Raw genomic sequence first — 14257 nt, forward strand, 5'->3', positions numbered from 1 at the left:
CTATTAGCCGCTTTTTTTAGCTTTGTGTTATGTGTTTTAGCAAAGTAATACTTGGCATAACGAAAGATTGGCTACGCGTTACACGTGCTTGGGATATTAATCCCTCTTTGAGAGTAAGTAAGGTATGTGCAATTTCTAGCGCTTTAACTTTATTATTTTTGAGTTCGGGTGTAGCAAGTAATGCAGTTAAAATGATGTCTAATATGGTTTGTTTATGTTGCATACATTGCTTTGCTATAGGGTGTTGAGCATTAGGATACTCTGCTGCAGCATTTATAAAAAAACAGCCATTGAAATGCCCAAGCTTTGGTACTTGGTTGGCAAACCATAGTTTTAACCCAGTAAATAACGAAATAGCGACTTCAATAGCTAGTGGTTTATTACAGATCTCTTCAAACCAGCTATTAAACTGTGTATCTCTTTTGGCTAAGCACGCGCAAATTAACTCATCTTTACTGGCAAAATGATTATAAAGTGTTTTTTTTGCCACGTTAGATTCTGCTAGAATTTCATTAATGCCAACAGCATGTAAGCCTTTGGTGTAAAACAAAGTAAGTGCAGTATTTACAATATGTTCTTGTTTAGTCATTTAGTCTCCTCAAAAACAAAGGTTGACACAAGTAGACTGAGTTGTCTACCCTACGTGTGTAGACAAGTCGGTCTACTTTTAATGTAAGAGATTAAAATGAATTTAAGTGATATCAAATTAGCCTGTGTTGCCGGTGTTTTTTCAGCGCTTGTGCTTGGATTTCTAGCGTGGTTGAACAACATGGGTGATTATGGGATATGGTTAATGGCACCCTTTGGTGCAACAGCAGTACTTGTATTTGGTATTCCAAATAGCCCATTAGCACAGCCAAAAAATGTGATTTTTGGTCATCTTTTAACTGCATTTGTGGGTATCGTTTTTGTAACTTATGTTGGCGATGGCAGTGCATCAATTGCATTGGCCGTTGGCATTGCAATTACACTAATGATGCTCACTAAAACAGTACATCCGGCGGCAGGTGCTAATCCTATTCTGATTATTGCATCAGGGCAGAGTTGGGACTTTTTGATTATGCCTGTATTAGCCGGGACGATGTTTATTGTTATTTGTGGCTTTGCTGCAAAATGGTTACTGGCTTTCTCGGTAAATAGCAGGCATAAAAAAACCGCTTAACGCGGTTTTTTTTAAAAATCATAAATGTTGATTAAACAACACCGCGCGGTAAGCGACAATCATGATCTTTACGAGCTAAAATTACAATCCAAAGCTCTTCCGCTGTGTAGCCTTCTTCATTTTCGGTAACAACAGTGAATGGGGCTTTTTTCTGTGCTTTTACAGGCGCAGCCGCTTTGGTTTTAGTTTTTTTAGCAGGCGCTTTTGGTGTCGTTTTACCAGAGCTTAATTCTTCAGTCAGCTCTACTAAATCAGCTAGGCGTAAGTTTTTACCGCCATCGATGCTGTACCAGCCAGGTTTGGTTGTGATTTCAGGTTTTTTACCATTGGCAGCTTCGTACGCTGCTTCAAAGGCAGATAACACTTCTGTTTTGTCTAGTTTGCTCATCAGAGACCCTATACGTTGTGAACACAGATAAAGAAGACGTATTTATACCTATTTTGAATCAGTTTTTCAATTTTTTGCGATTTTCCTTTCATTTTTACGCCATAAACGCCAAAATTTGCACAAAATTCAGTGCTTAGTAAGGTAAGTTATATGCAACGTCGAGAATTTAACCAACTATTAAACGACATTTTGAAACCTCATACAATTAAAGATTTTTGCCCAAATGGTTTGCAAGTTGAAGGTAAAAATGAAATTAAAAAAATTGTGACGGGTGTAACCGCGAGTCAAGCATTAATAGATGCTGCTATTGAGCAACAAGCAGATGCTATTTTGGTTCACCATGGTTTTTTTTGGAAGGGGGAATCCCAACCTATAACGGGAATGAAAAAGCGTCGTATAGGGGCGCTACTAGCTAATGATATTAATTTATTTGGCTATCACTTACCACTCGATATTCACCCGGCAATAGGCAATAACGCGCAACTGGCAAAGTTATTAGATATTGAAATAGAGGCTGGGCTTGAGCCAGTTTCAAATAGCGTAGCAATGAAAGGACGTTTAAAAACGCCTCTAAATGGTGAAGATTTTGCAAATAAAATAGCAAAAGTACTTAATCGGGCCCCACTCACAAGCTTAGTACGCTCAGCTAAAATTGAAACTATTGCACTGTGCACCGGTGGAGGGCAAGGGTATATTGATTTAGCTGCAGAGCAAGGTATTGACGCGTATTTAACCGGTGAGGCATCAGAGCAAACAATTCATAGCTCTCGTGAGCAAAATATTGATTTTTTTGCAGCAGGGCATCATGCAACAGAGCGCTATGGTGTAAAAGCTTTGGGTGAGTTATTAGCGCAAGAGCATGGTTTTGAGGTGATATTTATAGATATAGATAACCCAGTTTAACTAGGCTATCTATTAGCTAACCTGAACTTTGGTTGAAATAGATTTTATTGTCCAGAGTTCAGGTTAGGACTATATAAGTTACAGCGCCTCTGGATCTATCCAGCGGCGCAAACTTATCCATGTATTTCCTACTACTTCGTGACTATATTGCGTAACCACAAGTAAGGCTTGAGCATTTGGAATAAACTGCTTGCTCCACGGCAGCGCTGCAAAATTATGGTAATCAGTGGCTGCGGTTATGACTTTAATGCCTTGAGCATTAAATAAGTCTTTGGCACGGGGCATGTGCAGTACAGATGTTACTAGTGCAACTTTAAAGTCGACTAATTTTGATGCGAGTAACTTAGCTTCTTCACCGGTATCCATTGCTTTTGGGTTTTGGAATATACGGCTTTTATTAATTCCTAAACTCACCGCTGTTTGATACATAAGCCCGCTATTAGTGGTATTTTGATAGCCCCCGCCTGAAACTATAAGCTCTGCATTAGGGTAGTACTTGGCAAGTTTTACACCTTCGACTAAGCGCGTTAGCGCACAATTACCTAATTGATTATTTGAACTTAAAGCCGAATTTGGGTTTATGTCGCAACCTAGCACGACTATTTTGTCTATTTTAGAGTGCTTTAGGGCATTAAATGCAAGCGACGCAGGTTCATTATTTTGGATAATTAAATTGGCGATAAAGGGTGTACTCAATGCAAGTAATACAATTAAGCTTAAAGTAGATAAGAAGAGGGCTGATTTGCGGCCTTTAAATGCGAGTAGGAGCATTAGACACGCAAATAAACCAAATAGAGGTAGTGGCATAAGTAAACCACCAATCATTTTTTTAATAACAAACATAATAAGCAACATAAAAACAAGAGTATTGCTTTATGTTACTCATTAGATTGCGATTTATCGACCGTTATTTAGCTTACAGGTATTTAAAAAATGGCGATAAACAGGGTTATCTTTCATATCTTTTTTCATTGCTAAGTACATCGGTCGAGTAAGCCCAAGCGCACCTAGCGGGATGGACTTTATTAAACCTTGGCTTTCATAAGGGGTAACTAGCCAATCAGGTAATGCAGCAACACCCATACCAGCACTCACTAATTGAAAAATAAGGAGTCCTTGATCAACTGTTTTTAAGGTGCCATCGAAACGTGCATTTTGAATAAAGTATTTAAAAATATCTTGGCGTTCGCGCGGGATAGGGTATGAAATAATGGTTTCGTTTTTCAAATCAAGTGCTGTTACATATGCTTTTTTAGCAAGTTCATGATCAGGCGCCACAATAAGCTTCAGTTTAAAATCAAACAAGTGCGCGTATTCTAATGTGTCGGGTTCACGTATATCAGACGTCAAAACTAAGTCGAGTTCATCGTTTAGTAGGTCAGGAATAGCGTCATAACTAAAACCACGCTCGTAATCAATTTTTATATCAGGCCAAAAGTTATTAAATTCTTTGATCGTAGGCAATAACCAATGAAAACATGCATGGCATTCCACACTTAAACGCAGTTGAGAAATAGGCTGGTTTAAGCTTTCTTTTAAACGGCATTTAGTCGCTTCCATTTTTGGTAATATTTCGTGAGCTAACTCAAGTAATAACATTCCTTGGGGCGTAAAGCGGACTGGCTGAGTTTTACGTTCGAATAATTGGCAATCTAATTTATTCTCTAAATCTTTGATTTGATGAGATAAAGCAGACTGTGTTAAAAATAATTCTCGTGCTGTATTAACCAAAGATCCTGTTTCTTTTAGGGTTGCTATGGTTTTTAAATGTTTAATACCAATCATCTTTAAAAATTCTCATGGAAAAAGTGAGTTTAGCTCAGATTAATTACATACTACGCCTATATAAAAAACGTTTCAACGTCTAGATGGCTAAAGCTTTGCTGTTTATTGTCATAAATTTATTAAAAATTTAAATTTCTAATGATAGAAGTCATTTAATACTGACTTTACAAGTTTTATATGAGTTTGCTTCATGTTGAATCAGAGGAAGGAAAAATAATATATATTTTAACTGGACGTGATTTTTAGCGTCGAAAATAACTGCTCGAGATAGATTTATTATCCATAGTTCAGGTTATCTAAGGATGATTTAATCATGGCGTGAAGTGTGTAGTGGGCTCGATAACTACTTCTGCGTTACTTTAGAGGCTTACATCCATGTAAGAATAAGTAAAACCGATTAACAAAGAGTAAAATCGGCTATATTATAGGGGGTTATTTATTAATAATATGGCTTCGTTTGCGCTGACAGGTTTTGATTTTAAAAACCCTTGCCCAAAATCGCATTGCGTCGATTGTAATATAGTTAGTTGTTCTACAGTTTCTATCCCTTCAGCTACGACAGCAAATTTTAATGATTGCGCCAGAGATAAAATAGCCTCAACCAACGGGTTAGTTGAATCTTGAAGGTGGTCAATAAAACTCTTATCAATTTTTAAAACATGAATCGGAAGTTGATGTAAATAGCCTAATGCAGAGTATCCGGTGCCAAAATCATCTAAACAGAGCTTAACTTTTAGAGGGGATAGGCCTTCTATAATTTGCGTTGCTAGATCTAAATTCTCTATTAAACCTGATTCTGTAATTTCTAGGCATAAAGAACCCAAAGGCAATTGATATTTGTTGTAAATAGCATGAATTTGCGCAACAAAATCAAGACTAGCAAAATGCCGAGATGATACATTAACTGTAATTTTTAAGAATCGATGACCTTGCTGGTGCCAGTCTGAAATTTGTTGGGCAGCTAAATCGAGCAAGTGCAAATCAAGGTTTATAATCTGCCCAGTGGTTTCAGCAATAGGAATAAAGTCATTCGGTGAAACAAAGCCTTTTTTAGGGTGATGCCAACGAACTAAGGCTTCAAAACCAATGACTTCACTTTCAGCGATGGTAAAAATTGGTTGAAAATAGAGTTCAAATTCGTTGTGCTCAATACCGTGTTGCAAATCGTTTTCGATATCAGCATGAGTCTTAAGCTTTTTACGCATGGTATTATTAAAAAACTTAACTTGCCCACGACCTGTCGATTTAGCCTCGTACATAGCGGCGTCAGCTTGTTGAAGTAATATATAAGCTTTATCATTTATATTATCACTATATGCAATACCGATACTGGTTGAAGCTTGTAATAAATGACCATCAACATCGATTGGTTTTGAAAGTACAGTTTGAATCCGTTTAAGCGCTTCGTTGACTTGGTTTCGATGCGTAATATTTTCCATGAAAATAGCAAACTCATCGCCACCTAAACGGGCAAAGGTATCGGTATTACGAACGGTGGCTTTAATTAAGTCACATATTCGAATTAAGAAGTGGTCACCAACTTCATGGCCTAGAGAATCATTAATACTCTTAAATCGGTCAAAATCTAAATATAACAACGCATGGCTGGTGCCTTTTTTGGCACGTGTTAGCCTTAATATAGCGTGCTTCGCACGTTCTATTAATAGTGAACGATTAGCTAGCCCAGTCAATTCATCGTGTAAAGCACGGTGTTCAAGCTCCTGGCGAGCAAGTTGCCTATCTATTGCCATGCTAATTTGACGGCTCACATACGTTAATAATGAGCTGTCATGCTCACTGTAATGTAAAGACTTATCATAACTTTGAACAACAATAACACCACTGATACGTTCATTTGCTTTAAATGGTACGCCCAACCAAGACTCGGATTGTCGGCCTATCATTTTGAAGTGGCCATCTGCTATTTGTTGTTTGTAATCTTTTTTTGTAAAAAGTAATGGCTGATCTTTTTGTAGTAAATAATATGAGGCAGTGTCTTTAAGTTGCTCTTTTGAAAATTTTTGATGGGTGCTTGTTTGAATACCCTCTTCAACAATGTAGACAATGTCGAGTATATCTACTTGTTTATCGTAAAGTGCAATAAAAAAATTATCTGCACGTAACAAGCTATTAATTATACCGTGAAGAGATTCAAAAAAAGTATCTAGGTCACTGGCTTTATAAGTTAAGTTAGCTATTTGTAAAAGACTATTTTCAAGTTTTTGCGCATTATTTAATTGCTCAACAGTTTGTTGTAAATTGTTGACAGTATTAACTTGGTTTATTTTGGCACTAAGTAAATGTGCGACAGTGGTGAGTATTTCAAGATGGGCATTAGTAAAATAGTTCTTAATGGGATGTTCACAATCAATTACCCCTAAAATTTGCTCTTTATATATAAGAGGAACACATAATTCTGACTGAGCAGGGCGTTCATCTGCTATATAGCGGCTATCAGTACTTACATCACCAAGCATCACTGCTTCACCGGTGCGTGCAACAAAGCCCGAAATTCCTTCACTAAACTGTATTACCTTTCGTTGCGCTCTATATTTGTAGCGTTGATGGGGGATCCCCATAGATGCAACTTGGTTTAATATAGAAGCTGAGTCATCGGCAAGGTAGATAACACAATCAACAAAGCCAAGTCTATTAACGACTTGAGTTGTTACGTATTCTAGTAACTCTTCTAGAGTATCAAGCTGTAATAAACTAGATGAAAACTGATTAATGATACTAAGCTGTTCAGTTTTTATTTCCAGAGCTTCATTGGTATCGACTTTGTTCGACATAGGCAGCTAATTTTATTCTTTATATTTATAAACACAGCGACTAAGTTAACGTAAACTTTATCTTTCTACAAAATAAAACGATGAATGCTTTTTATGAGCTGTAAAGTTTTATTTAATAGTGGAGCTGAGTCCATTATTTTTAATAAGGTCTTTACTCGAAAACCTCCTATGCCTATGATCGGATAAATTCAGCCGTGGAATAAAAAAATGATTAGTAAAACTAAAGATGCAATCACAACACTCACTATAACTCGACCAGATGACTGGCATGTACACTTACGTGATGGCGATCAGCTAAAAGATACCGTTCGCGATATTAGTCGTTATATGGGTCGTGCGATTATTATGCCTAACTTGGTTCCTCCGGCAACATGTACTGATACAGCACTTGAATACCGTGCACGTATTATGGCGGCAGGTCCTCAAGGTGATTTTGAGCCATTAATGGTTTTGTATCTTACTGATAAAACAACACCTGAAGAAATTAAAAAAGCTAAAGAAACAGGTAAAATAGTTGCGGCTAAACTTTACCCAGCAGGCGCTACAACAAATTCTGACTCTGGTGTGACTTCCGTTAAAAATATTTACTCAGTATTAAAAGCAATGCAAGAAGTGGGGATGCTTTTATTGGTTCACGGTGAAGTTACTGATTCGTCGATAGATATTTTTGATCGAGAAAAGGTATTTTTAGATACAATTTTAGGTGATGTTGTTAGCGATTTCCCTGAACTTAAAATTGTACTAGAGCATATTACAACGAAAGATGCGGTAGAGTTCGTAGTAAACGCACCGGATAATGTAGCGGCTACTATTACAGCTCATCATTTACTTTATAATCGTAATCATATGTTAGCAGGGGGGATACGTCCCCATTATTACTGTTTACCAATATTAAAACGTAATACACACCAACAAGCATTAATGGCTGCAGCAATAAGTGGCAATAAAAAATTCTTTTTAGGAACTGATTCGGCTCCGCATTATAAAGACAAAAAAGAAGCTGCTTGCGGTTGTGCTGGGGCATACACAGCTCACGCTGCGATTGAATTATACGCCGAGGCATTTGAAGAAGCTGGTGCACTGGATAAATTAGAAGGTTTTGCTAGTCACTTTGGCCCTGATTTTTATGGTGTTATGCGTAATCAAGATACAATAACACTACAAAGAAATCCTTGGAGAGTTCCCGCTAGCTACTCGCTAGGTGATTCGCATGTTGTTCCCATTAAAGCCGAAGACATGATTGAATGGGAAGTGAGTTAATCATTCAGTAAATCAGCTTAAACTTTATAAATTTTTATGTGATTTTTACTTGCGCTGATCATTGTACAATTTTTGTTTTGATCAAATATTTCGCATTTAAAATACGCGACTGATTCTAAAAAGAGTAACCGAATAGTATTTTTTTGTATTAAAATTAGCCGTTTAGACATTTTTTAATAAAAAAATATATTTTTAATAAATAATGTCTAATTAATAGAGCGAAATAAAAAATAATGTGTTAATCTTAACTTGCTTTGAGTTTTTGCGTATTGAATTTACGGATATTGTGCTGCGTTTAAGGTTACCGGTTAGGTTATTACTTCTTCCTGTACTATACCTCCATTTTGTGGGCATTGACTCGGGGAGGATATTGCCATAATAATATGGCTGAATTTTAATTATTGACTTACAGGAAAATTTAGTATGTCGGTTACTGGTAAAGTAAAGTTTTTCAACGAAGCTAAAGGCTTTGGTTTCATTGAACAAGAAAATGGTCCTGACGTGTTTGTACATTTCAGCGCAATCACTGGTTCTGGTTTTCGCACTCTTAGCGAAGGTCAAGCAGTGACATTCAGCATCAAGCAAGGTCAAAAAGGCCCTGAAGCTGAGAACGTAGAAGCAGCATAATTTATTATGTGAACCTTCGTTCAACGTGGTGAAACAGTTATCTGTTTCACCATAATTCCTTTGTTAATACTATTAAATCTTCCTCACTATCTCCTATAAAGCTATCAATTATTACACTGCATACTTAAATTAATTAATTTTAAAGCGCTGATATTTGTTAAATGCATCTTTATTGTTCAAGTAGCAATATTCTTTGAGCATTTGGTTGATCAAGTCGTCAAGCGAAATACCACGTGTATTAAATAACAGGATTATCTTTTTGCTATTAAAGTTTATTATTTTTCTGAGTTAAATTTTATTCTTAGAGATTTTTTTGCGACACGATTTTTTATCTAGTGCTCTCGTTAGCGGCTAAAGCCTTACATTCCTTATAGTCATATCGATCTACATAAGCACTTTATCAATTCAACGAATAAAATAACCATTTAACCTATTTGAAGTTTATTCTTTTTGTCGACACGATTTTCTTATATCAAAATAGAACACTTAATTAAGCGAATTGCTATTATGCAATTTTCTTGGCGTTAAATTGACCCCATTTCTAAGCAGACTTTTATCATAAATCGAACAAGTAAAGCTTCATGTCCTACTTTCAGCCCTTATCTATTTATACAACAAAGAGTCAATTACCTCTAGCAAGACCCTTTGAATAGAATGTATTTGGCATTTATGCATTGTTATCGCCTTTATGAGCACAACGGCACTACAGTAAGCATTGCTGTGTGTGATTGAGCTACGATATTAAAATTAAAAAATTAAACTTCAACAGCTTTTAGTTATTATAAGACTACCTTAAAGCATAGTAGCGAGCTATGTAACGAGGTGAAATGATATAGTTTTCAAAGAGCCTACCATAAAAATTGTAATTGAATTAAATAGATCATATTCAAGATAGGTGACTAACGTTGATTGTAGTAACAACTTCAAGCTGCTCAGATTGGAGTATGGTATTTCATTGAAAGCTTGTTCCTAAAATTAGCCATCCCTGATACATGCCCAGCAAAAGATAAATTCAAATATTTGGACAACTTCTGAGAGTAATAAATTAATAACTAATTGCACACTGTGCATCATTTGGTTTGTAACCAACCACTTTACTCTCCATTAATATTGGGTAATGGAAATATTAATATGCGATATTCGAAGTGAATATTAATTCAATATAAAGGCATTTTGTGATGTTTTCTTGTGCGATAAACGGTTTGTTTTTTCAGATGAAGCGTTTAAAACCAGTTAAAAAGGCATAAAGTTGGCCAAAAAAAAACTTATATGAGAAATAAGTATATTTTTTTTTGTTTTTTTTCAGGGCGAATTCATTTTCAATTGAATGTTGCATTTTTGTTGTTTTTATAAGGGCGACACCCAATAAACATACCCCTTAAAAGGCTTTGATAGAAATATTAAGAATAAGACTGGTTACAATATTGTTAACATTTGGTATGCAGTCCTTTAGTGTAAGCTTTGAACAGGCTATTTATTTACTGAGATAAGCAAACATCAAGTTGACAGCGCTTATTGCATTTAGCATTATTGGAAGGTTGATATCTATTAAAAGATATCAGGGTTGTCTTCCTTATGGGTTGATAATTAAATTATAAAAGTAACATTACTTAATTGGTTGGGAACTATGTCTGTTAAAATCAGAAAGAGTCTTGTAGCAACTGCGTTGGTTGGCGCATTTGCATTTGCAAGCAGCAATGTGATTGCAGATCCTTTGAATGACGTGCAAAAAGCAGGTCAACAAATTCAAAAGGCTGCTGTTAAGTCTCAAACTAAAATTGACAATGTATATGGTCAAACTCAAGAGCTAATCGCTGAGTACCGTAGCATCGTTGATGAGACTGAACTTATGAAAGTGTATAACGATCATGTATCACGCTTGGTTGATAGCCAAAATGCGTCTATTGAATCGTTTGATCGTCAAATCGCTACTATTGATAACACTAAACAAAACGTTGTGCCTTTGATGTATCGCATGATCGATACGCTTGAGCAATTCATCAAAGCGGACGTTCCATTTAATCTTGAAACGCGTTTAGGACGTGTTGAAAGACTACGTGAAATCATGGTTTCTGCGTCTGTAACGACGTCTGAAAAATTCCGTCAAGTACTTGAAGCTTACACTATTGAAACAGCATACAGTTCACTTGTATCTGCTTCACAAGGTACATTAGAAGTTGATGGTAAGAGCATTAACGTTGATATCGGTCAATTAGGTCGTATCACGTACGTTGCTCAATCTTTTGACTTGAAACATGCTTGGGTGTGGGATAACAACACTAAACAGTGGAAAGAATTAGGTGAAGAATACCTAAAACCTGTTAAAGAAGTTATTCGTATGGCGCGTAAGCAAGCGACATTAGAACTTGTTAAACTACCTATCTTTGGCGCGGAGTAATCAATAATGAAGAAACTATTTAAAGGTTTTGCTGTTGCAGCAGTACTAACTGTTTCTGCAGGTACCGCGCTTAATGCACATGCAAATACTGGAGCTCTAGATAAAATCCTTGAGCAAGTAAAGCAAGAGCGTATCTCTGAAGGTAAAATTAATAAGCAACGTGAGCAAGAGTTCTTATCTGAACGTGCTGACAAGCAATCATTACTTAACAAAGCTAAAAGCCAACTTGCTTCTGAAAAAGCACGTGGCGTTAGTTTAGCTAAGCAATATGCACAAAATGAAAATACTTTAGCAGAGAAAGAGCAAGCTCTTCAAAGCGCACAAGGTACTTTAGGTGAAATGTTTGGTGTTGTACGTCGTGCAGCTCAAGACGCTATCGGCTCGATCGAAGCATCACTTGTTAGTGCTGAAAAGCCAGGTCGTGCTGAAATATTACGTTCATTAGCTGCTGCTAAAGAACTTCCAACTGTTCGTGAATTAGAAGAACTTTGGATTTCACTACAAACAGAAATGACTGAATCAGCTAAAGTTTCAACATTCGAAACTGAAGTTGCTGGCCTTGATGGTAACCCGTCAATGAAGAAAGTAACGCGTATCGGTAACTTTAACTTAGTTACAGACGATGGTTACTTAATTTATTCACCAGAGACTAAGTCTATCCAGCCTCTAGGTAAGCAACCAGATGGTTACATTTTAGACGGTATCACAGCGCTTGAAAATACATCTCCAGATAACTACGCTGGTGTTTATATTGACCCGACTCGTGGTGCTATCTTACGTATCAATACTCAAAAAGCGACCCTTATGGAATACTTCCATCAAGGTGGCGTAGTTGGTTATATCATCACAGCCTTACTAGGCCTAGGTATGCTAATTACTCTAATTCGCTTTGTTGACCTTACGCTTACTACTAGTAAGATTAAGAGCCAACTTAAAAATGTTGCTACACCGAATACAAATAACCCACTGGGTCGTATTCTTAAAGTGTACCATGACAACAAGAACCAAGATGTTGAAAACCTTGAGCTTAAACTTGATGAAGCGATTCTACGTGAAACGCCACGCATCGAAGCTGGTATCAATATAATCAAGATTCTTGCTGCAATCGCACCATTACTAGGTCTACTAGGTACTGTAATCGGTATGATCTTAACGTTCCAAACAATCACATTGTTCGGTACGGGTGATCCGAAGATCATGGCAGGTAACATCTCTCTAGCACTTGTAACTACAGCGCTAGGTCTAATTGCTGCATTACCACTAATTCTACTTCATGCTCTAGTAGCTGGTCGTAGTAAGTCGGTATTACACATCCTTGATGAGCAAAGCGCGGGTATCGTTGCTACTCACGCGGAGAAGGAGAAAGCCTAATGCTAGTCCTGATGGAGATATGGGAATCTATCAGGGATTTTGTTGGCACAGGCGGCCAGGTTTTATACGTGGTCGCGATAGCACTCTTTCTGATGTGGGTTTTAATGATTGAGCGCTATTGGTTCTTACTTGCAGAGTTTCCTCGCACAGCGAAAGAAATTGTAGCAAAGTGGGATGCCCGCCAAGACACTACGTCTTGGTACGCACACAGAATCCGTGAAGCATGGATTTCTGAAGCGTCTGAAAAATTAGATCAGCGTATGTTGTTGATTAAGACATTAGTAGCTGTTTGTCCTTTAATAGGCTTACTTGGTACTGTTACTGGTATGATCTCGGTTTTCGAAACCATGGCCAACCAGGGTACAGGTAACGCAAGATTAATGGCATCAGGTATTTCAATGGCAACAATCCCGACAATGGCTGGAATGGTTGCGGCACTATCTGGAGTATTTTTTAGCTCACGTCTTGAGACAAAAGCTAAAATGGTGAAAGCCAAACTTATTGATAGTATGCCTCATCACTAGAGAGAGAATTAAATATGGCACGTAAACAACGTTTTCGTGAAGAAGAAGAAGCAGCGGTTGATATGACGCCAATGCTTGACATCGTATTTATCATGCTTATTTTCTTTATCGTAACTACATCGTTCGTTAAAGAGGCTGGTATCGAGGTCAATAAACCAAAAGCTGCCCAAGCTACTAAGCAAAAAAATGCTAACATTTTTATTGCTATCCGTAGTAACGGCGAAATCTGGATTGATAAACAGCAGGTTGATGTTGAACGTATTTCAGCAAAAATCGAAAGTTTATTAGCAGAACAACCTACTGAAGTTGTGATTTTGCAAGCTGATAAAGAAGCAAAACATGGCGTAGTGGTTAAAGTTATGGACCAGATTAAAGCGACGGGTGATAACCTGAGAATTTCAATAGCTGGAGATCAGTAATGATTCGTTTTCTGTTTTCACTGATTGCAGGTGGGGCAGTTACTTTCGGCTTGTTCTACTTCATGGCTTTCCTCATCTCTGGTGGGGCTGACCGTAATACGGAACAAAAAGAGCAGATCATAGTCGAAATAATGACGAATCCGCCTGAATCTAAGGTGCAGGAGAGGAAGCGTGTACCGCCTCCGCCTCCTCCGCCACCAAAGCAGCCGCCTAAACCGCAGCCGCCACAGCCGGAAAATAACAGTCCAACACCTGGTGCTATGTCATTTAATATGGGAAGCATTGATGTTGGTAGTTCGGCAGGTGGACTAAGTGGCCCTGGTGCATTTGGACGTGATGGTGATGCGACACCTATCGTTCGTATAGAACCAAAATATCCAACGCAAGCAGCACGTGATGGTAAAGAAGGTTGGGTTCAACTTTCGTTCACAATTGATGAGTTAGGTGGAGTGACTGACGTTGAAGTAATTGACGCCGATCCAAAACGTATCTTTGACCGTGAAGCTAAGCGCGCATTGCGTAAGTGGAAGTACCGTCCTAAGATCATTGACGGAAAACCTCAAATACAACCGGGTTTACAAGTTCAATTAGACTTTAAACTTAACCAAGGCAATTAAGGAGGCGAGTA

At 37.5% G+C, this 14257-nt stretch carries 14 protein-coding genes; 9 read left to right on the plus strand and 5 right to left on the minus strand.

What is annotated here, in order from left to right; all coding sequences use genetic code 11:
- Positions 1-16: 16 nt before the first annotated feature.
- The gene (locus AOR04_RS06680; protein ID WP_096792833.1) at positions 17-589 is read right to left on the minus strand and encodes a TetR/AcrR family transcriptional regulator; all 573 of its coding nucleotides are present in this window, start codon (positions 587-589) and stop codon (positions 17-19) included.
- Between the two features lie 96 nt (positions 590-685).
- Here AOR04_RS06680 and AOR04_RS06685 point away from each other — a divergent pair, with 96 nt between their 5' ends.
- On the plus strand, positions 686-1162 hold the full coding sequence (locus tag AOR04_RS06685; RefSeq protein ID WP_007375881.1) for an HPP family protein: 477 nt from the start codon (positions 686-688) through the stop codon (positions 1160-1162).
- Positions 1163-1193: 31 nt separating this feature from the next.
- On the opposite strand, the gene AOR04_RS06690 is transcribed toward AOR04_RS06685, so the two are convergent.
- Positions 1194-1550, minus strand: coding sequence for a hypothetical protein (locus tag AOR04_RS06690; protein ID WP_096792834.1), 357 nt, complete (start codon positions 1548-1550; stop codon positions 1194-1196).
- Positions 1551-1700: 150 nt separating this feature from the next.
- Between AOR04_RS06690 and AOR04_RS06695 the strand changes: the two genes are divergently transcribed.
- On the plus strand, positions 1701-2453 hold the full coding sequence (locus AOR04_RS06695) for a Nif3-like dinuclear metal center hexameric protein (protein ID WP_096792835.1): 753 nt from the start codon (positions 1701-1703) through the stop codon (positions 2451-2453).
- A 78-nt stretch (positions 2454-2531) separates the two neighbouring features.
- On the opposite strand, the gene AOR04_RS06700 is transcribed toward AOR04_RS06695, so the two are convergent.
- The 3 genes from AOR04_RS06700 to AOR04_RS06710 form a co-directional block, all read right to left on the minus strand.
- On the minus strand, positions 2532-3296 hold the full coding sequence (locus AOR04_RS06700) for a YdcF family protein (RefSeq protein ID WP_198403011.1): 765 nt from the start codon (positions 3294-3296) through the stop codon (positions 2532-2534).
- A 54-nt stretch (positions 3297-3350) separates the two neighbouring features.
- A complete protein-coding gene (locus AOR04_RS06705) occupies positions 3351-4238 on the minus strand; it encodes a LysR family transcriptional regulator (protein ID WP_007375877.1) in 888 nt (295 codons plus the stop codon).
- Positions 4239-4660: 422 nt separating this feature from the next.
- Positions 4661-7030: a bifunctional diguanylate cyclase/phosphodiesterase gene (locus AOR04_RS06710; RefSeq protein WP_096792837.1), complete on the minus strand. Its 2370-nt coding sequence runs from the start codon at positions 7028-7030 to the stop codon at positions 4661-4663.
- Between the two features lie 207 nt (positions 7031-7237).
- On the opposite strand from AOR04_RS06710, the gene pyrC reads away from it, so the two are divergent.
- The 7 genes from pyrC (at position 7238) to AOR04_RS06745 (ending at position 14246) form a co-directional block, all read left to right on the plus strand.
- Positions 7238-8290 (plus strand): dihydroorotase, encoded by a 1053-nt coding sequence (gene pyrC, locus AOR04_RS06715; RefSeq protein ID WP_007375875.1) that lies wholly within the window; start codon positions 7238-7240, stop codon positions 8288-8290.
- 423 nt (positions 8291-8713) lie between these two features.
- Positions 8714-8917, plus strand: coding sequence for a cold-shock protein (locus AOR04_RS06720; RefSeq protein ID WP_002961702.1), 204 nt, complete (start codon positions 8714-8716; stop codon positions 8915-8917).
- Between the two features lie 1627 nt (positions 8918-10544).
- Positions 10545-11315, plus strand: coding sequence for a DUF3450 domain-containing protein (locus AOR04_RS06725; RefSeq protein ID WP_033016274.1), 771 nt, complete (start codon positions 10545-10547; stop codon positions 11313-11315).
- 6 nt (positions 11316-11321) lie between these two features.
- Positions 11322-12686, plus strand: a complete 1365-nt coding sequence (locus tag AOR04_RS06730) for a MotA/TolQ/ExbB proton channel family protein (protein ID WP_033037762.1) — start codon at positions 11322-11324, stop codon at positions 12684-12686.
- Positions 12686-13210, plus strand: coding sequence for a MotA/TolQ/ExbB proton channel family protein (locus tag AOR04_RS06735; RefSeq protein WP_002961709.1), 525 nt, complete (start codon positions 12686-12688; stop codon positions 13208-13210). Before AOR04_RS06730 ends, AOR04_RS06735 begins: the two co-directional genes overlap by 1 nt.
- A gap of 14 nt (positions 13211-13224) precedes the next feature.
- Positions 13225-13629 (plus strand): ExbD/TolR family protein, encoded by a 405-nt coding sequence (locus AOR04_RS06740; protein ID WP_002961710.1) that lies wholly within the window; start codon positions 13225-13227, stop codon positions 13627-13629.
- Positions 13629-14246 (plus strand): energy transducer TonB, encoded by a 618-nt coding sequence (locus tag AOR04_RS06745; protein WP_033016273.1) that lies wholly within the window; start codon positions 13629-13631, stop codon positions 14244-14246. Before AOR04_RS06740 ends, AOR04_RS06745 begins: the two co-directional genes overlap by 1 nt.
- Positions 14247-14257: the final 11 nt, after the last annotated feature.

The sequence above is a fragment of the Pseudoalteromonas sp. 1_2015MBL_MicDiv genome, from assembly GCF_002407505.1.
GTDB classification, from domain to species: domain Bacteria; phylum Pseudomonadota; class Gammaproteobacteria; order Enterobacterales; family Alteromonadaceae; genus Pseudoalteromonas; species Pseudoalteromonas fuliginea.